The organism is Paraburkholderia suaedae (assembly GCF_040812055.1).
In the GTDB taxonomy this organism is placed as follows: domain Bacteria; phylum Pseudomonadota; class Gammaproteobacteria; order Burkholderiales; family Burkholderiaceae; genus Paraburkholderia.
This window is the reverse complement of record NZ_JBFOAH010000015.1, coordinates 103876-123140: the sequence shown is the minus strand read 5'-3', so window position 1 is coordinate 123140 and position 19265 is coordinate 103876. Positions and strand designations below refer to the sequence as shown.

General features: G+C 64.4%; 13 protein-coding genes. 9 read left to right on the top strand and 4 right to left on the bottom strand.

The genetic code is table 11. From position 1 onward, the window contains the following. Nucleotides 1-37: 37 nt before the first annotated feature. Nucleotides 38-1453 carry a replication initiation protein gene (locus tag ABQJ48_RS20770; protein ID WP_367839871.1) on the top strand — a complete coding sequence of 472 codons (1416 nt, stop codon included), beginning with the start codon at nt 38-40 and terminating at the stop codon, nt 1451-1453. Here ABQJ48_RS20770 and ABQJ48_RS20765 read toward each other — a convergent pair. Next, a complete protein-coding gene (locus ABQJ48_RS20765) occupies nt 1450-3018 on the bottom strand; it encodes a GntP family permease (RefSeq protein WP_367839870.1) in 1569 nt (522 codons plus the stop codon). The two genes, ABQJ48_RS20770 and ABQJ48_RS20765, sit on opposite strands and share 4 nt — an antisense overlap. Nucleotides 3019-3020: 2 nt before the next feature. Then, complete coding sequence (locus tag ABQJ48_RS20760; RefSeq protein ID WP_367839869.1) at nt 3021-4064, bottom strand: patatin-like phospholipase family protein; 1044 nt, start codon at nt 4062-4064, stop codon at nt 3021-3023. Nucleotides 4065-4480: 416 nt separating this feature from the next. On the opposite strand from ABQJ48_RS20760, the gene ABQJ48_RS20755 reads away from it, so the two are divergent. From ABQJ48_RS20755 to ABQJ48_RS20745, 3 genes are all read left to right on the top strand, one after another. Next, nucleotides 4481-4852: a GFA family protein gene (locus ABQJ48_RS20755; RefSeq protein WP_367839868.1), complete on the top strand. Its 372-nt coding sequence runs from the start codon at nt 4481-4483 to the stop codon at nt 4850-4852. Continuing rightward, nucleotides 4849-4971 (top strand): hypothetical protein, encoded by a 123-nt coding sequence (locus ABQJ48_RS20750; RefSeq protein ID WP_367839867.1) that lies wholly within the window; start codon nt 4849-4851, stop codon nt 4969-4971. Before ABQJ48_RS20755 ends, ABQJ48_RS20750 begins: the two co-directional genes overlap by 4 nt. Before the next feature lie 469 nt (nt 4972-5440). Next, nucleotides 5441-5779, top strand: coding sequence for an RcnB family protein (locus ABQJ48_RS20745; RefSeq protein ID WP_367839866.1), 339 nt, complete (start codon nt 5441-5443; stop codon nt 5777-5779). Between the two features lie 91 nt (nt 5780-5870). Here the strand turns inward: ABQJ48_RS20745 and ABQJ48_RS20740 are convergent, their stop codons facing one another. Both ABQJ48_RS20740 and ABQJ48_RS20735 read right to left on the bottom strand, forming a co-directional pair. Next, nucleotides 5871-7205, bottom strand: a complete 1335-nt coding sequence (locus ABQJ48_RS20740; protein WP_367839865.1) for a type II toxin-antitoxin system HipA family toxin — start codon at nt 7203-7205, stop codon at nt 5871-5873. 2 nt (nt 7206-7207) lie between these two features. Continuing rightward, nucleotides 7208-7732 carry a helix-turn-helix transcriptional regulator gene (locus ABQJ48_RS20735; protein ID WP_367839864.1) on the bottom strand — a complete coding sequence of 175 codons (525 nt, stop codon included), beginning with the start codon at nt 7730-7732 and terminating at the stop codon, nt 7208-7210. 690 nt (nt 7733-8422) lie between these two features. Here ABQJ48_RS20735 and ABQJ48_RS20730 point away from each other — a divergent pair. From ABQJ48_RS20730 to ABQJ48_RS20710, 5 genes are read left to right on the top strand one after another with little or no spacing between them, the layout of a single operon-like run. Beyond that, nucleotides 8423-14767 (top strand): SDR family NAD(P)-dependent oxidoreductase, encoded by a 6345-nt coding sequence (locus ABQJ48_RS20730; protein WP_367839863.1) that lies wholly within the window; start codon nt 8423-8425, stop codon nt 14765-14767. 58 nt (nt 14768-14825) lie between these two features. Next, the gene (locus ABQJ48_RS20725; protein ID WP_367839862.1) at nt 14826-16172 is read left to right on the top strand and encodes an aminotransferase class I/II-fold pyridoxal phosphate-dependent enzyme; all 1347 of its coding nucleotides are present in this window, start codon (nt 14826-14828) and stop codon (nt 16170-16172) included. Next, on the top strand, nt 16169-17293 hold the full coding sequence (locus ABQJ48_RS20720) for a zinc-dependent alcohol dehydrogenase family protein (protein ID WP_367839861.1): 1125 nt from the start codon (nt 16169-16171) through the stop codon (nt 17291-17293). The genes ABQJ48_RS20725 and ABQJ48_RS20720 overlap by 4 nt, the downstream gene beginning before the upstream one ends. Then, nucleotides 17274-18011 carry an ABC transporter ATP-binding protein gene (locus ABQJ48_RS20715; protein WP_367839860.1) on the top strand — a complete coding sequence of 246 codons (738 nt, stop codon included), beginning with the start codon at nt 17274-17276 and terminating at the stop codon, nt 18009-18011. The genes ABQJ48_RS20720 and ABQJ48_RS20715 overlap by 20 nt, the downstream gene beginning before the upstream one ends. Beyond that, complete coding sequence (locus ABQJ48_RS20710) at nt 18008-19237, top strand: ABC transporter permease (RefSeq protein ID WP_367839859.1); 1230 nt, start codon at nt 18008-18010, stop codon at nt 19235-19237. The genes ABQJ48_RS20715 and ABQJ48_RS20710 overlap by 4 nt, the downstream gene beginning before the upstream one ends. Nucleotides 19238-19265 lie beyond the last annotated feature (28 nt).

Genomic DNA, 19265 nt, shown 5'->3' with positions numbered 1-19265 from the left:
CTTACAGTCCCGGAAGCGAAAAAGAGCGGATGAAGACATGGCGGCGGACAATCCGGAAGAGGGCAAGTCGAAGGCAACGTCTCGCCAGATGGCACTCGCCCTGTTCGAGGACATGTTCGATCTGGGACTGCGGATCAATGAAGCCAATCGCGAGATTGGCTATCAGCGCAACGACTTCTTCACCGAAATCGTCAACATGGGCTTGCCGGCCCGGCGGTTTCTCGATGCTGCCTATTTCATCGTTGCCCAGGAGCCGGAACAGCGCGATCAGTACGACGTCGAGCTGAACTACTTCAAGTGGTTGATGCGCTACGACAGCCGCAACCTCAAACACCTGCGTACGATCGCCGACGAAGCGCAAAACGCCAAAGTGCGCGTCACCAATACCCCGATGGACCGCGACCCCAATGAGAACGACCTCTGGGTCCAGGTCCAGCTGATCGGGATGGTGGGCTTTCATCGCGGGCGCATGCGATTCGACGTCCATCCCCGGCTCGTGCCGCACATTCGCGATCCGCAAAAATCCCACTGGCTGAGCCTGCGCATTTCTACCGCGTTTACACGCAGCCTCGCGCGCGCGATCTACGACAAGGTGCTGCCGCATGTCCCCGCCGGCCGAACCGACTGGATTCAGCTCGATGAGATGCGCAACTGGCCTGGCCGAATGGGTGCCAACGCGGCCATCTTCAAATACTTCAAGCGTGACTGGCTAGAGCCGGCCGTGCGTGAAATCAATGACGTGTCGGATATCGAGCTGTCGTACGAGACCAGGACTGCGTCGACGTCATCGAAGAAAATCGACCGCATCAGGTTCCTGCTCAAACGCAAGGACACCGCGGACGCGGTGCTCGCCAGTCTCGCAGACGCCAGTCACTTGTACAAGATTCTCACGGACGAATTCGCGCTGTCGACCAAGCAGTTCAGCGAGATTTCCGAGAACCGCGATGTGTGGACCGACGAACGCATCCAGCAAGCGGTGGAATACACACGATTCAGGATTCGACGCGGGCAGGTCAAGAAGAGTCCCGCCGGCTATCTGATGCGCGCGTTGCGCGACAACTGGAAGATGTCCGATGCGGAGCGCACGATGGTCGACGTTCAGGCCAAGCTGATCGCCGACGAAACGCAAGTCCAGGTGGCCAAATCGGAGACGAGAGAGTCGGTGGCGCGCAGCGTGGCCTCGCGCGAAGAAGAAGTGCGCGCGCGTATGAACGAGGACTCGCGGAAGGGCCGGGACCACTTCCACGCAGCCGATGCGAAAACGCGCAAAGATTTGCTGCATGCATGGATGACCTCGCGCGAAGGCAAGCTCATGCTGCGACGCATGAAGCTCGAACCGTTGACGGTGACCGAGGACGTCATCCTCGCGAACACCGAGTTGGTGTGGTACCTGGGCCAGTTCGTGTTCGGGCGGATGAACTCATCACGGGTGCCGGCCGCCACCGCAATTTAAAACGACCCAATGATCGACCCCAGCACGATCACCACTACCAACGCCAGCAGCGCGCCGAGAATGCCGACGATCACAATGTCGCGGTAGCTTTCCCGATGTGACGAACCGCACACCGCCAGCAAGGTCACTACCGCGCCATTGTGCGGCAGGCTATCGAGCGTGCCCGAAGAAATCATCGCAACGCGATGCAGCAGCGCAGGGTCGATCCCATGTTGCGCGGCCAGTTGCAGATAGGTGCTGCCGAGCGCATCGAGCGCGATGGTCAGGCCGCCGGAGGCGGAGCCGGTGAGCGCCGCCAGCAGATTCGTCGCGACCGCGAGCGACACGAGCGGGCCGCCGCCCACGCCGAGCACCCATTCCCGAACCAGCGCAAACGCAGGCAACGCGGCGATCACCGCGCCGTAACCGACCAGACTGCCGACGCTCAACACCGGCAGCACTGAAGCGTTGGCGCCGGCATCGACCGTATCGCGCAACGCAGGCAGGCGCCGGCGGTTCAGCACGATGAGCGCCACGATCGCCACCGCAAGCGCCACGCACACCCCCCAGACGCCCCCGACCGCCGACAGCGACGTCTCGCCCCAACGCACGTCCGCAAGATAATCGGCGTCGATGCGCGGCAGCACGATCACGTTCATCAACAAGTTCGCGCAGACCACCAGCACCAGCGGCGTCATCGCGACACCGAAGGACGGCAGGTCGCTGCTGAGATGGCCGTGCTCGATTTCCTCCGGATCGAAACTTTGCGACACGGTCGCGCGTTCGCGCACGAGGCTCGCACTGGGCGCGGATTTCGATGCCGATGCCGATGCCGATGCCGATGCCGTGGCCGATGCCGATGCCGATGCCGATGCCGATGCCGTGGCCGCTGCGGCCGCCACCGCGCTCAGCCCTTCGAAACCTTCGTTCGCGGCCTTCGCGCGCGACTGTTGCAGCGACAGCCACCACAGCCCGAAGCCCACCATCACGATGCTGGCGATCACGCCGAGTCCAGGCGCGGCGAACGGCGTCGTGCCGAAGAACGGCATCGGTATCGCGTTCTGGATCGCGGGCGTGCCGGGTAGGGCGGACATCGTGAAGGTCGACGTCCCAAGCGCGATCGCGGCCGGCATCAAACGGCGCGGAATATTGGCGGCCTGGAACAATGCCGTGCCCATTGGCGCGATCACGAAGAATGCGACGAATAAGCTGACGCCGCCGTACGTCACCAATGCGCCGCCGATCACGACCGCGAAAATCGCCCGATGCGCGCCGAGCTTGGCAGTCATGAAGCTCGCGATGGCCTTCACCGATCCGCTGTCTTCCATCAGCTTGCCAAACAGCGCCCCGAGCAGAAACAGCGGAAAGAACTGCGCGAGAAAGCGCGCGGCGCTGTTCATGAACGTCTGGGTCCAATGCGCGAGAACGGGCTCGCCGGAAATCGCGGCGGCGAGCATCGCGGCAAACGGTGCGAGCAGCAGGACGCTCCAGCCGCGATACGCGAAGCCGATCAACAGCGCAAGACTCGCGAGCATGCCGAACAACCCCAGGCCGACCGCGAGCGGCGACAGGATAATGACGTCCATGGTCAGACTCCGTCGAGCAATATGTCGAGGTCGAGCGATGAGCGCACTCCGATGGACTCCCCGTGTTCGATGAGAAACGCTTCCGCGGCTCGGCGGCCTTCGTCGCGCAGCATCGTCAGGAACGCCCATTCGGCATTGAGCTTGGACGAGTAGCCGAGTTCGGTCATCTTTTCGCTCGAGATCCGGTGAATGCGCATCTGCGCCCAGTGACGTCCTTCGTCACTGCCGGCGTCCGCCGCGCGACGCAGCAGCGCGATCATGCGCAACTCTTTTAACAGCGGCGCGTTGAACGCGACTTCATTGAGGCGGCTGATGATGTCGCGCGCCGAGCGCGGCGTTTGATCGCGCTCGACCGGATTGACCTGGACTAGCAGCGTGTCGCTCGCCGTGCATTCGCGAACCAGCGGCGTCATGGTCGGATTGCCCGCATAGCCGCCGTCCCAGTAGTCTTCGCCATCGATCTGGACGGCCTGGAACAGCGTCGGCAGACAGCCCGACGCGAGCAACACGTCGGCCGACAGGTCGGCGTTGCGGAACACGCGCGCCTGACCGGTACGCACGCGGGTCGCCGTGATGAAGAGCTTGATCGGCGCGTCGCGCAAATGGGCGAAGTCGATCGATTCATCCAGGATCTTTTGCAGCGGATGGACGCCGCGCGGATTGATGTCGTAAGGCGAGAACATGCGCGCGGCGAGATCCATCGCGATGAACAACGGCGAATGATCGAGCGTCCAGCGTCCCATCAGCGCGTCGAAAGGGCCGCGGCGGAACGGACTGAACATCGCGGCGTCGGAGACGCGTCGCCAGAACGCTTCGAGCGCGGCGCGCGCGCCGGCCGGTCCGTCTGTCAGATAGCCGCTCACGAGCACGGCGGCATTCATCGCCCCCGCCGATGTGCCGGAGATGCCCTCGATCTGCAGCCACGACTCTTGCAATATCCGGTCGAGCACGCCCCACGTAAAAGCGCCGTGAGAGCCCCCGCCTTGCAACGCGAGGTCGATGCGAGCGCTCGCCTGACGCACTGGTTGATCTTTCGAAGCAGCCAAGACAACTCCTATGGTGAGGAGTGCTCCATGTCGCGAGCTCAAGCCGAAATGCACGGCGGATGAACAAAACCAGTGGGACAAAAACGACAGCAACAAGCCGGGAGTGGCGGGCGGCTATTCGATACAGGCGACGGACGAACGACCCGCGCTGTCAAGAAGGTCTGAAATGTTGAGTAGCTGTGCGCAGCATTTTGAAAGGCAAAAGCTGATGCCGCACGATCTGTATTGAAAGGGGCGGCTGCCTAAAAGTCAAGGGCAATCGCCTGGGCGCGCGCATGGTATGCCGCCTGAACGACACAACGTCGGTTCACTTCGCGTGAAATGTTTTGTATCGCCCCGGGCACTAGATACACTGCGACACAATCCGCGTAGCAAACCAGGCTATAAAGCAGTCGTTGCCCATCACGGAGAGCGCAATGAACGCCGACTTGCTGCAAGGATCTTGCCACTGTGGCGCCGTCAAATTCGAAGTACGGACCCCGATTGTTCCCGCCGGTCGTTGTAACTGCAGTCTGTGCCGCCGCAAGGGAGCGTTGATGACGCCGCTGTTGCCGGCGAGCCAACTGAAAATTCTGAGCGGCGAGAATGCGTTGACGCTCTATCAGTTCAATACGAAAGTCGCCAAACACTACTTCTGCAAGCATTGCGGCATCTATCCGTTTCACCAGACGCACAAGGACCCGCTGCAGTGGCGCGTCAATATCGGCTGTCTCGAAGGCGTCGATCCTTACGCGCTAGAGGCTGGCGTTGCCGATGGCGCGAGCCTTTCCGTAGTGGAGGACGCATGAGGCGACTACTGGCGATCGTCGCTTTTCTGACCGGCGGACTCGCGGCGGAACTGGCGCATCCGCTTCAATGTACGCTGATTCAGGCGAACGGGGCACAACTGAAACGACGCAATAGATAGGATAGCGAAGCTCCAGATACAAACCGTAAGACACCGGTCAACTCATTCGGCGCCAAAGCGATCAAGCATACTCAGCAGTACATCGTTCCCTCGACGACGTAGACCGCAACGGGCGATCCACTTCAACGTTTTATCGTCATCCATCCGGACCATCTCGCAGATTGACGATCTGCGTTGCGCGTTGGCCGCATGTCTCCACTATAGTTGATCGCGACAAAATCAGACCGGACAACTGAAGCCGACGTGTATGCCGCTGGCTCGGAACCCGGCTTGAAGTCGAACGTTCCTTTACTATAATTTGAGGGTCATCGGGCAACGGCCCTGACAATACTATTAACTTTCTCGCGTCGAGTCGTAGGTACTTTGCATTGCTAATTATATGAAAAGCATGGAGTTGTCATCGCGATGTCAAAGAGACATTGCATCCCACGACTGCGTGAGCTTTCTTTCCCCGTACGGAGGTTCGATCGTGAACAAGCAGATTGCCGTGCAGTTTGTTGCTCTTTCCTTTTTCGGCGTGTCTCTGATTGCGACGGCTGCGGGTCCGCCACCGGATCGAGGTGACGCAGCCAGGGTGGGCCCGTCTGGCCGCCAGCAGATGATGCCGTCGATTCCACATCGCGACTGGCACAAGGGCCAACGCATTCCGGATGAATACCGTCACTACAACTTCGTGATGGATGACTGGCGCAGCCATGGGCTCAATGCGCCGTCGCGCGGACACAAATGGTTAGGCGTGAACGGCGATTATGTGCTGGTATCCACCAACAACTGGACTATCTCTAATATCGTCTCTGGTAGGGAGTGAGTCCGTTCAGGCGGCGAATGCAAACTGCGTCAAGCGGTTTTGTGTTCGCTACCGCCGGCGTGTTCAGGTCCAGCGGCGCGCGCAAAGATGCTTACGTGAATTGGCCGAGCTTCCTGTTCAACCGCCGCATCCCGCCAAAGACCGCATCGGCCACGTCCATCGGAAAGTCCACGGGCAATTGTGCCGACACTTCGTCGATTACCGCGTCGGTTCGCGAGGTCAACTCGTCGATCATCGTCTCCACATTCGCAGCGGAGAATCCCACTCGCTGCCCCTGCGCAATCCAGTGCCGCCGCTGGATCTGATTGAGCAGATAGTGGACGTTCTTGCTGCGCACCGCCATGGCCAGTTTGACCTTTTGCGCGGGCAAGCGGCCGGCGCCGGCGCCGATGATCGGATGCGCGGAAAGCACATCGTAAAGCGGAGTGGACTGGTAGCGGTTGCCCGGCAAGTGCGCGATGCTGAAGTTCTTCGCATGACCGTCGGTCGCAGCGAGCAGCCAGAAGACGATCTGCGTCATGAAGAAATTGCGCCGGTCTGTCGCTGCGCGCGCGGAGCCGGACAGCACTTCCATGATCGTCTCGATGCCCGGCCCGCCATCCGATTCATACTTGCGAAGCGCGGAGGTGGCCGTGGCCTGGCACATGTCCTCCTGCGGAAGCCGCACGATCCATGTTGCGTCGCTCGAAGGGCGGCGGTCGAAGCGCTCCACGATCAACACCTTCTGGTCGTCGAAGCCCGCGATCTCGCAGCGCGCTACCGGTAGCCCATAGGCCGCGACGATCTGCGAGCAGAGCCACTCGTTTTCCACCGACGTGCGCATGTCCGCGCGCATATTGCCGACCAGCCCGAGCGGCAGCTTGAAGATATGCGTGGTCGGCGTGCTGCCTTCGGGCAGCAGCCAGCGGCCCTGGTGGCGAAGCAGCGCGGTTTTTTCCTGTGCGCCCGCGATCGACAGGCGCAGATCTTCCAGCGGATCGTGTTGTCCGAGCGGGGACGTGGAGGTGGTGCCGCGCAGCAGGCTGGCGATCTCGTTGTCGCTGAGCACGCGTCCGCTGATGCGTGCCAGATCGGCAGGCGTGTCGTCTGGCGGCAGCATCTGCAGCGCGCCGACGCAGTCGCGACCGAGCGCGGCAAGCAGTGCGAACGGGGCGGTGCTGCCGGTCCGGTAGCGCGTGGCGATCCGGCGGCGGATCGGTTCGCTGTCGGGAAGCAGGTTGTCGAAATAGTCCGCGACGAGCTGGCCGCGATACGGCTGGTTGCCCGGCGTGAAAGGCAGCGACAGCGACAGCGGGCGCCCCTGCGGATCGGCAATCCAGTCGTCGCGATACACGAGGCGCTCGCCATGGCGGGTGGTTTCCCAATGGCCCACTGGCAAGCCGTTCATCCAAAGATTCAGGCGGGTGGGTTGCGTGCTGCGTGCCATGCTTACCAGTCCTCGCGTTTTTTGCCGGCGCTGCGCGATTTCGCGGCGGCACGAGGCGCTCCCGGCGCGGTAGCGCCGACGGCTTTTCGGGTGATTTTCGAGGCGGTTTGCTTGACCGGGGCGGCCACGCGGGCCTGGGTGGCAGAGGAAGCTTCCTGCTTGCGCGGCGACGAGGTTTTGCGCGTTGTCTTGCCGGCCATTGCCGCCGCCTTTTTCGCGGGACGGTGGGCTGTTGCAGTGTCGGCCGGTTGCCTCGCGTCCGGGGAAGATCTGACGTTTTCCCCGGCGACATTGCTTGCCGATGAGCCATTTGCGGTTTGGGTCAGCTTCAGGTCGACCTGTAGCACCCGCAGGACCTTGAATAGCCGCTCCATACTGACCGTGGCCGGATTGGCCTCTAGTTGTGCGTAGGTCTGCTGCGTGACGCCGAGATGGCTGGCCATTGCGGCCTGGGTGAGCCCGGCGGCCTTCCTGAAGCCCAGCAGAATCGGCTTCAACTGGCTCAGTGTCTTGATGGAGTAGTCCACGATTGTTCTCCGGCAGGCGCTTCGGCACCTTGACAGTCTATAGCCTGTAAATTTCGCATACAGTCTATACGCTGTATTTTGTAAATACAAGCCAAAGGCTGTTAATCCGGAATGCGCGGCCGCCGGTATCGGCGCAGGCAATGCTGCGTCCGCGGCGCCTATGCCAGTTCGGCGCCGGTCGGGGTATGACCGTGCTAGGAGCGCGGTTCGCGGTTATGCAACTAACGGCCCGCCGCATCCGATCCCCGCGACTGCTTCGCAGCATCTCAGGGGCCCTCACCGGAAAGCGGTCAGAGCGAGCCTGCGAAATGGCAGAGCGGCGCAATTCGCTGAGACTCGCGTCGATTGCCGTATTCCATTCAAATCGACACAACGCGCATTCAAAAGGCGCAAAAACACATTCTCGCGATTCCACGTCGTCCTTCGGAACTTTCCCAGATTTATTCGAGGGGCCGTGTTTTATTCTCATGCCGGTCATCGACGTAAGTCTCCAGCATTAACTCGATTGAATCATGGCTGACGGGGTAGCGATCAATCATTAGCCATGCAATGGTTTCCGCGAAGCATCGACTGTCTCATTTAACAAAGGATCATCCGACATCGCAGAGACACTTCAAGGGGAAGCCCGCAATACACTGATCAAATTGGTTTTCAAAAAAGACGAGTATCTATTTTTCAAGAATAACGATAATGCGTGAAATTGCTGTGGTCGGAATGGCTTGCCGCCTTCCAGGCGGACTGGACGATGTCGATTCGCTGCTGGCCGCCCTCCGTGCACGCGTCGTGACCGCCGGGCCGATACCGGCGGATCGCTGGGACGCAGCCCGTTACTACTGCGCTGACGAGAGCGTGAAGGGCAAAGCCTATGTCGACCACGCCAACTTCCTGAAGCAGGACGTCCGCTCGATCGACGCGGCGTTTTTCGATCTGCCCGCGCGCGTGGCCGAGAACCTCGATCCGCAGCAGCGACTGCTGCTCGAACTGACCTGGGAAGCGTTCGAGAACGCCGGTCTCGACCTGCCTGCTCATGCCGGCCGCAGGGTCGGCGTGTACGTCGGCGGCTTCATGCTCGACCACATGATCACGCTGACGCAGGCCGCCAACCGCGCACAGCACAACGCCAATACCGCGGCCGGCATGATGATGACCATGTTGGCGAACCGCTTGTCGCATGCGTTCGACCTGCGCGGACCGAGCCTGTCGATCGACACCGCCTGCTCGTCGTCGCTGGTGGCATTCAGCTATGCGTGCCGCGACATCTGGGCGGGCGAGTGCGATGTTGCGGTGGTCGGCGGCGTGAACGTCATGACGCGGCCCGAGTACTCGATCGGCATGAGCAAAGGGCAATTTTTGTCGCGCGACGGGCAGTGCAAATCCTTCGACGCCCGCGGCGACGGATATGGCCGCGGTGAGGGCGGCGGCATCGTGCTCTTGAAGACATTGGAGCAAGCGCTTGCCGACGGCGACACGATTCTCGCGACCGTCGCGGGCGCGGGCGTCAACTCGGACGGCCGCACGCCCGGCATCTCGATGCCTGGCGTCGACGCGCAAAGCCGGCTGATCCGCGAAGTATGCGAGCGCTTCGCCATCGATCCGGCGCAGGTGCGCTACGTCGAATGCCACGGCACCGGGACCGCGGTGGGCGATCCGCTCGAAGCGGCGTCGATCGGCTCAGTGTACGGCGCGGGTCGCGAGGGCGACGAACGCGTGGTGCTGGGCTCGATCAAGAGCAACATCGGGCATCTGGAAGCGGGTGCGGGGATTGTCGGCGTGATCAAGGCGGTGCTCACGCTGATGCATCGCGAAGCGTTTCCGCTCGGCAACCTGCAAACGCCGCATCCGGACATCGCGTTCGAAGAATTGGGCGTGCGTCTCGCAGACAGGTCGATTCCGCTTGCCGGCGCGCACGAGCCATTTCTCGTAGCGGTCAATTCATTCGGCTATGGCGGCACCAACGCGCATGTGGTCTTGCGCTCGGCGCACGGCGCGCCCCAACCGGGCGCGACCGAGAGCGCCGCGCCCGCGCGTCCCGCAGGCTTTCCGTTGTACCTGCCGTTCTCCGCGCGCAGCGAGCCGGCGCTGAAGGCGCTCGCGCAGCGTTACATCGACCGTCTGTCGAATCCCGGTGCGCCGGTCGCCGATCTGCTGCATTCCGCCGCGCTGCACCGTGCTGCGCTGAGCCATCGCGCAGTCGCGCTCGGCGCAAGCAACGGCGAATTGCGTGGCGCGCTTGCAGCCTGGCTGGAAAGCGGCAAATCGGCGCACGTGCTCACCGGCCAGCAGGTCGTGCCGGGCGGCAGGTTGCCCGTCTGGGTGTTCACCGGCATGGGCCCGCAGTGGTGGGCGATGGGCCAGCAGCTGTATGGCGAGGAGCCCGTCTATCGGGCAGCCGTCGACCATGCCGATCGTCTCTTTCAGCGCATCGCCGGCTTCTCCATCCTCGCCGAGATGCTCAGGAGCGAAGCGCATTCTCACATCACCCAGACCCTTTACGCGCAGACGGCGAACTTCATGATCCAGTGGGGCATCGTCGCGGTACTGCGCGCCGCGGGCGTCGAGCCGGGCGCCGTGGTGGGCCACAGCGTCGGAGAAGTCACGGCCGCTGGCGTGAGCGGCGCGCTGAGCCTCGAAGACGCCTTGCGCGTCAGCTACGAGCGAAGCCGTCTGCAGGCGCGCACGGCGGGCAGCGGCAGCATGCTCGCCGTGAGCGGCCTCGACCGCGAGCGTGGCGCCGCGCTGCTGCAGCCGTTCGAAGGGCGTCTCGAAATCGCCGCGATCAATGGACCCGGCACCCTCACGCTGTCGGGAGACACGGCGGCGATCGAAGCACTCGCCGCCGAGCTTGCCGCCCGTGACATATTCCATCGCGTGCTGAACGTCGAAGTGCCGTATCACAGCCACCTGATGGACCCGATTCTCGACGAGCTCGCGTCGTCGCTGAGCGCGATCGTCGCTTGCGAGCCCGCGGTGCCGCTGTATTCGACGGTCACTGGCCGCCGCGCGCAAGGGCCGGCGTTCGGTGCCAGCTACTGGCCGCGCAACGTGCGCCAGCCGGTCGTGTTTGCCGACGCGGTGCAGTCGCTGCTCGACGACGGCTTTACCACCTTTGTCGAGATCGGCCCGCACCCGGTATTGTCGAGCGCGCTGCGCGACTGCGCCCAAGCGCGCGCCAAAGAGATCCGCGTCGTGGAGACATTGCGCCGCAATGAGGCGGAGTGCGCGCGTTTGCATCGCGCCGTGGCCCAGGTGTTCGCGAGCGGCTGCGAAATCGATTGGACGCGCCTTAACGGGCAGGGCCAGGCGACCACGCTGCCGAACTATCCATGGCAGCGCGAACGCTCGTGGATCGAAACCGAGCGGGCGGTCCATCAGCGCGTCGGTGCGACCGCGCGTCCTCTGCTCGGCTGCGAGCAGTATCCCGCGCCCGACGTCTGGGTCAACGACCTCGAACACCAAAACCTGGCTTATCTGAAAGACCATATCGTATCGGGCACGTCTATCATGCCGGCCGCGGCTTATGTCGAGACGCTGCTCGAAATCGCCGCGGGACTGCATCCCGACGCGCCGGGCTGGCGCCTCAGCGACGTCGAAATCCGCGCGCCGCTGGTGCTCTCCAGCGACCGCGCGATCGACTACGTCTCCAGCTACGAGCGCAGCACGTGCCGCGCGGCGATTCACAGCGTCGAAAGCGGCAAGACCGGCGAGGGGCAACTGCATCTGACCGGCAACGTGGGTGCATTGCAGGCTGCGGAAGTTCGTCGCGTCGATCTGAACTCGCTGAAGGCGTCGTCAGGCGTCCAGCGGAACCCGGCGGTGTTTTACCGCGAGCTATCGCGCATCGGTTTGCAATATGGGCCGCACTTCCGGACGGTCCGGTCGCTGCACGTCGACCCGCAAGGCGGGCGTGTGCTCGCGCTAATCGAGCGCGGCCCCGGCCTGCACGCCACCGGCTATTGCGCGCAGCCGGTGATGCTGGACGCGTGCTTCCAGGTGCTCGTCGGCATGCTCGAAAACAATGAAACGACATTTCTGCCGACCGGCTTCAAGGAGCTGCGTCTGCTCGTGCCCGCATTGCCGGATCGCTACTGGTGCGAGGCGGTAGAGGTCAAGGCCACGCCGCGCCACGTCGACGCCGACCTGACGATCATCGACGACGCGGGCCGTGTGCTCGCGGTGATTCGCGGTTTGCGCGTGACGGCATCGTCGGCGAAGGTGGAGCGTACCGATGCGTACGGCGACCTCGTCAAGCTGCAAATGCCGCGCTTCGAATGGGCCGACGCGGGCCGCCTGTCAGAACCGAAGCGGCTCGGCCACTGGTTGATCGTGGAGGAGGGGGGCACGGCCGCGCTCGCCGGGCACCTGGCCGCCGGCCTTGAAGCATTCGGCGCGCGGGTGTGCGCGCGGCTGAGCGCTGGTGCGTCGTTCAACGCGGAAGGTGTGCGCATGACCGCGCGCCCCGACTCGGGCGACGACATCGCCGCCGCACTGCAAGCCGCCGGCGCGCTGCATGGCGTGGTCTTCGTCCACGGCGCGAACGCGACGCTCGCGGGCGCCGATCCCACCGGCGCGCAGGCTCTGCTCTTCATGCACGCAGTCACGCGGCAGCTTGCAGGCTTGCCGGTCGCGCACCGGCCGCGCGCCTATCTGCTCACACGCAGCGCATTCAACGCCTGCGACAACGACGCGCCCGTGCAGCCCGCACAGACCGCGCTGAACGGCTTCGCCAGAGTCGCCTTCAACGAGCTCGAAGGCATGCGATTCAGTACCGTCGACATTCCGGCGGCCGCCAGCGACGACGATCTGGACGCGGCGATTCTCGAATTGTTGTGCGACGCGCCGCAAGACGAGGTGGCGATCCGCCGCGGTCGCCGTCTTTTCAGCCGCCTTGCCGTGAACCCGTTGCTCGCGCAGCCGCGCGTCGTGCCTGTGTCGCTGAGTGGGGACCGCGCAGTCCAGGTTCGCCATGCCGCCGAGCATGAAGAAAGCGCGGGCAGCGTCAAGCTCATCGAAATCGCCCGCCCCCCGTTGCGGGACGACGAAATCGAACTGAAGGTCGATTGCGTCGCGTTGACAATGCGAGCGTTGCGCGGGTCAAACGGCGACACGCTCGATCTCGACTTCGTCGAAGTGGTGGCGAACGTCGAGCGCGTGGGTGCGGCAGTGGTCGACTTGCACGTCGGGCAGCGCGTCTACGGTCTCGCGCCTGCCGATTTCGCCAGTCACATTCGCGGGCCGCGCGCGGCTTTCCACCTGGTCGAAGTGGCGCACGGCGCCGCCGCTTCGTCACTGCTGCTCACGGCCGTGCGAGAAGCCGTGGCTGAACGCCTGGTCGAGCAGTCCGACCTCGACGAGCACGCTCGCGTGCTCGTCGAAGCTGACGAACTGGGCTTGTCGGTGCACGCTGCGCTGCGCCGGCGCGGCATCGATACCACGCTGCTCGTGCGTCCGAACGCCCGCAACGCGCAGCAGATCAGCGGCTGTACGCCGATCGCGGCCACCCATGCCGCGCTCGAAGCGGCAGTCGCCAGTCGTACGGATGGCCAGGGCTTCGACGCGATCGTCGGCCCGCTCGCCACGTGGGCCGACAGCTTAGGCTGGCGCGCGCTTACCGCTGGCGGACTGCTGATCGACACGGCACAGCGCGCAAAAGCATGCTCGCTGCCGGACTCCGCTTCGTCGATCGTGCGTGCCGATCTGTCCGTGCTGACGCGGCGTGCAGACCGCTTCGCCGCGGCGCTGCGCCAGGCCGTCGCGCGCGCGGGTAGCGGTGAAGTCGCAGCGGCCGAAAGCCTGTCCGTGTCGATCGTCGATCTCGCCACCAAAAAGTTCGCGCTGCCCGATACCGACATTCCCCTTATCGTCAGTTTCGACGATGCGTCCACCGCGTTGCCGGTTCACGTGCTCGAAACAATGGCCTTCAGGCCCGACGCGACCTACCTCGTCACGGGCGGCCTCGGCGGGTTCGGTCAGAAGACCGCGCGCTGGCTGGTGGAGCACGGTGCGCGTCATCTGGTGCTGGCCGGACGCAGCGGCGCGGATACGCGCGAGCGAAGCGCGTTCGTCGACGATCTGCGCGCGCGCGGCGCGAGCGTCGTTTGCATGAAGTGCGATCTCGCGCATGAAGGCCAGGTGCGCGATCTGTTCGCTACCATCGCGGCCGCAGCGCCGCCGCTGCGCGGCGTATTCCATGCGGCGGCGGTGATCGTCGACCAGCCGATCGTCGAGCTGGTCCCGCAAGACCTGGTCGCGGTGATGCGCGCCAAGGCCGAGAGTGCGCGTCTGCTGCACGAACAGACCCGCGAGATGACGCTCGACCACTTCGTGCTCTATTCGTCGATTGCCAATCTGGTGGGCAATAGCCGCCAGGCCAGCTATGTCAGCGCGAACGGTTTTCTCGACGGCCTCGCATGGCACCGGCGCGCGCTTGGACTGCCGGCCACCAGCATCAACTGGGGGGCGATTGCCGACGTCGGTGTCGTGACGCGAGACGAGAGGCTTGAACAGTTCATGCGCTACATGGGACTGCGCGGCATGGAGTCGGCCGAGGCGTTGCGCTGGCTCGAACGCGCGATGCTGCGCGACTTCACGCAACTCGGCATCACGCTGATCACGAACTGGAGCGACTGGGGGCGCTACGAGACGCTCGGTGCGCAGTCGCCCCGCTATGCGGAGCTGATTGCCGCCGACGCGAACCCGCACGCCGATCCGGCCGCCGTGTTGCGCGGCGAACTGGCCGACCTGCCGTCCGCCGAACGCTTCACGGTGCTGGCGAGCCTCGTCGCGTCGCTGATCGCCGATGAACTGGGAACCGCGGCGCAGGCGATTCCGGTCGACCGGCCAATTCTCGAGCTGGGCGTCGATTCGTTGATGGCGACCGAAATCCAGCTGCTGCTCAGCCGCGATCTCGGCATCGGCGTGTCGGTGCTCGAGATCCTGGACGACCTGACGATTCGCGCGATCGTCGACAGGGCGCTGACAGCGTTCGGCTGGGGCGACGCAAACGTCGCCGCCGGGCCGGCGGCCCAGGCTGCTTGAGGCGCATTGCAAGGTCCAGGCCTCAGGACCAGTTCCGCACACCGGAGAGAGTTGAAAAATGAGTTCTGACAGTCACGTCGAGCGGCTGCGCGCCAGATTGCTCGCCAGGCAGCGCGCCGCGGCGGCCGGCAATGAGACATCGGCCGCGCGCGCCGTCGCACCGAAGGTCGCGCTCGCGCGGGAGCATTACGACTTCGCGCAGTTTCCCGAGCTGCGCGATTACGCGAACACGCGCTGGTACTACGACAAGCAGGGCTACGAGTGGAACATGTTCCGTGAGCACGTCGGCGTGGCGAGCGCCGAGGTCAACGTCGCGGGTCGGCGGATGATCAACTTTTCTTCGTACAACTATCTGAATCTATCAGGCGACCCGCGCGTGCAAGCGGCTGCGAAGCAGGCCATCGACGACTACGGAACCTCGACCGGGTCCGGCCGCATCATCATGGGCGAGATCCCGATCTTCGGCGAGTTCGAGAAGGAACTGGCCGAGACGCTCGGCGTGGAGGACGCGGTGCTCGGCGTGAGCGGCTACGGCACCAACGTCGCCACGGTGGGCTACCTCGCGCGCAAGCAGGATCTGGTGGTGTACGACGAACTGGTCCACAACAGCATGCTGGTCGGCGCGAAGCTGAGCGGCGCGCGCCGCTTCGCATTTGCGCACAACGACTGCGACGCGCTGGAGCGGCTGCTGGTCGAGCATCGCGGCAACTTCGAGCGGGTGCTGATCCTGACCGAAGGCGTGTTCAGCATGGACGGCGATATCCCCGATATACCGCGGCTGATCGACATCAAGAAGCGCCACCATGCGCTGCTGATGGTCGACGAAGCGCATTCGATGGGCGTGATAGGCGCGCGCGGACTCGGCGTGGTCGATCACTTCGGCCTGGACGGCGCGGACATCGACATTCACTACGCGTCGATGAGCAAGGCGTTCGCAACGATCGGCGGCTATGTTGCCGGGCGCCGCGAATTGATCACGATGCTCAAGTACTACGCGCCGGGACTCGGGCTTTATATCGCGTCGCCGATGCCGGCCAACGCCGCTGCCGGACTCGCGGCGCTGCGCATCATGCGCGAGGAGCCGCAACGCGCGCAGCGCACGGTGCAGAACGCCGCCTACTTTCGCGAGCAGGCGCGGCTTGCCGGCCTCGACATCGGATCGAGCGGCGCATCGGCGGTGGTTCCGGTGATGCTGCCCGACGCGGAGGTCGCGCTGTGGCTGGCGGCGCGCATGTTCGACAACGACGTTTTCACGTTCCCGATGATCTTCCCCGTCGTACCGCGCAATGCCGCGCGCCTGCGCTTTTTCATCAATACCGCTCACACGCGCGAACAGATCGATCGCACGGTTCGACTGCTGGCTGAGCTGAAGGCCGTCGCGCCGGCCAGCAAGGGGCTCTTTTGAAGCAGATCCGTTTCGACGCGTTCGGGACACCCTCGCAGGCCGCGCGCTGCTGCGAGGTCGCCGCGCCTGGCGCACCCTCGGCGTGGGAAGTGCTGGTCGATGTCGAGGCTTGCGCGATCAATCCTGCCGACCTCGCGCGGCTCGCGGGCCGCTATGGCGAATTGCCGAGGCTGCCTGCCAGCGTCGGACTCGAAGCGGTGGGACGGGTGGCCGCTCGCGGCCATTCCGTGCGCGAGCTGGCCGTGGGCGACCGGGTCATCCTGGTCGGCAACGACAACTGGTGTCAGCAGCGGCGGCTCGCGGCGTCGCAAGTATTCAAGGTCCCGCCGGAGCTCGACCCGCTGCAGCTCGCCGCGCTCAAGGTGAACGCCTGTACCGCGCTCGAACTGGTGCGCCGTCAGGCGCCACTGGAGCGCGGCGCGTGGCTCGTGCAGACCGCGCCGCTGTCGGGTGTCGGCCGTGCGGTTATGCAGATCGCGCGGCACGACGGCCTGCGCACGCTGAACATCGTGCGGCGCACCGACGCGATTGAGCAGGTGTGCGCGGCGGGCGGCGACGTCGCGCTCGTCGATGGGCCGGAACTCGCGCGCGCGGCGAAAGCCCTCACGGGCGCAGCACCGATGCGGCTCGCGCTCGATCCGGTTGGTGGCGATGGCGTCGCGCGTCTCGCGCCGCTGCTCGAACGCGGCGGCACGATCGTGAACTACGGGATGTTGTCGGGCAGGCCGGTTCAACTCGACAGCGACGCGCTGATCTTCGGAGGCATCGGGCTCCAGGGTTTCTGGCTCACGCAGCGTTTGGCGCGCATGACTCTCGCGCAGCGCGACGCGCTGATGGCAGAAGCCGTCGACCTGCTGCGCGCGGGCGTGCTGCACGTCGAGGTGGCCGCGGTCTATCCACTGGAAGCGGTCGGCCAAGCGTTGCGCCATGTTGACGAGCCCGGCCGTCGCGGCAAGGTCTTCCTGCTGCCGAACGGACCGATCGGACCGATCGGACAGAGCGGCTCAGGTCGCGCTTCCATGCCGCCCGGCAGCGCGGCCATTAACCGGCAAACCATGTCGCCGGTCCCCACGACTGCGGAGCACCTTTGGACAGACATTCATGAAAGCCGAACTGCGTGAACTGGCATGGCCCCGTACGGACGCCGCGCCGGCCAGGAAAGATGCGGGGCCTGTGGCGCGGCTCAGCGGCGTCGGTAAGACATATGGTGGCGTGCGCGCGCTCGCCGGTATCGATCTGGAGGTTCAGACTGGCGAGATGCTTGCCATCGTCGGTCCGTCCGGTAGCGGCAAGACCACCTTGCTGAATCTGATCGGACTGCTGGACAAGCCGTCGGCCGGCGAGATCGACGTGCTGGGCGAGCCGACCGCTCGTCTGAGTCCGCGCGAGTACGCGCGTCGCCGTCAGTCGTCGATCGGCTTCGTATTCCAGAGCTTCAACCTGATTCCCGTGCTCGACGCGCTCGACAACGTATTGCTGCCGCTGCGGCTCGCAGGTCGCACGAGCGCCGCGCAGACCGCGCAGGCGCGCCAGTTACTCGACGAAGTGGGACTCGACGGGCAGCACCACAAGCGTCCCGAGCGCATGAGCGGCGGACAACGCCAGCGCGTGGCGATCGCGCGCGCTTTGATCGCAAGCCCGCCACTGGTGATTGCCGACGAACCGACCGCCAGCCTCGACAGCGGCAACGCGCGCGCCGCGATGCAATTATTCCAGCGCCTGAACCGCACGCGCGGCGTGACCTTCGTGTTTTCCACCCACGATGAGCGCGCGCTGACCTATATGACCCGCGCGATACGTCTGTGCGACGGACGGCTGCCCGATGGAGATGGACATTGACGCATTCGCTGACTCTGGCGCTGAAGAACGCTTTCCGAAACCGTCGCCGCAGTTTCGTCACGCTCGCGGCGATCGCGCTCGGCCTTGCCGCGATCAACCTCTTTAGCGGTTATATCGCGAACGTCTACGCGGGGCTCGAGCAACAGGCCGTGATGGGCGAGCGCCTAGGGCATCTGACCATCTTCAGGCGCGGTTTTCTGCTGGAAGGCAAGCTGAAGCCGAAACGCTATCTGTTCACACCGGAGGAAACGCGCCGGCTCGAAGCACTCGTTCTGCGCGAACCGGGGACCCGGCTGGTCTCGCCGCGCCTGAGCCTGAATGGCCTGATTTCGAATGGCCAGGCGTCGACCGTGTTCATCGGCGAGGGCATCGTCGCCGAACATAACGACACGCTCGGCGCGGCCGACGCAGGCGACGCCGGCGGCCGGCTCGAACGGCACCGGCAAGCGGGCGTCGCGGTGTCGTCCGACCTCGCGAAGCTGCTCAATCTGCACAAGGGCGAGACGTTCAGCCTGCTGGCGTCGACCATCGACGGCCAGGCCAATGCGGTGGATGCGGACGTCGTCGATATCTTCAATACGGGCAGCGCGGGCACCAACGACAAGTATGTGCTGACCACGCTCGGGCTCGCGCAGTCGCTGATGAACACGGACTCGGTGGAGCGCTTCATCGTGCTGCTCGACAGCGCGGCATTGACCGAGCAGGTGAAGCTGGACCTGAGCCGCCGACTGCGCGCCGAGGGATTCGATATCGAGATCAGGACGTGGCAGGACATGTCGAGCTTCTATACGCAGGTGAAGGGCCTGTTTGACATGATCTTCTCGTTCATTGCGAGCATCGTGCTGGTGATCTCCGCGATGAGCGTCGCCAACACGATGTCGATGGCGGTGGTCGAGCGTACCCGCGAGATCGGCACCCTGCGCGCGCTCGGGCTCAGCAATGCGGGCGTGGTCCGCCTGTTCGCCTTCGAGGGACTCTGGATCGCGTTGCTGGGCGCGCTGCTCGGGCTCGTCGTCACGCTCGTCGCCGCCTGCGCGATCAATGCATCGGGGATCGGCTATACGCCGCCCAATTCATCTTCTCGTGTGCTGCTGGAGGTCGATCTGGACTGGCTGCGCATGGGGGCGATCGCGTTCGCCGTGAGCTTTTTCGCCGTGCTGTGCGCGGCTTACCCCGCATATCGCACAACGCGGATCGAAGTGGTCGACGCATTGAGCTTCGTGTGAGCATGCGGCGCGCCTTTGTCGTTTTTCT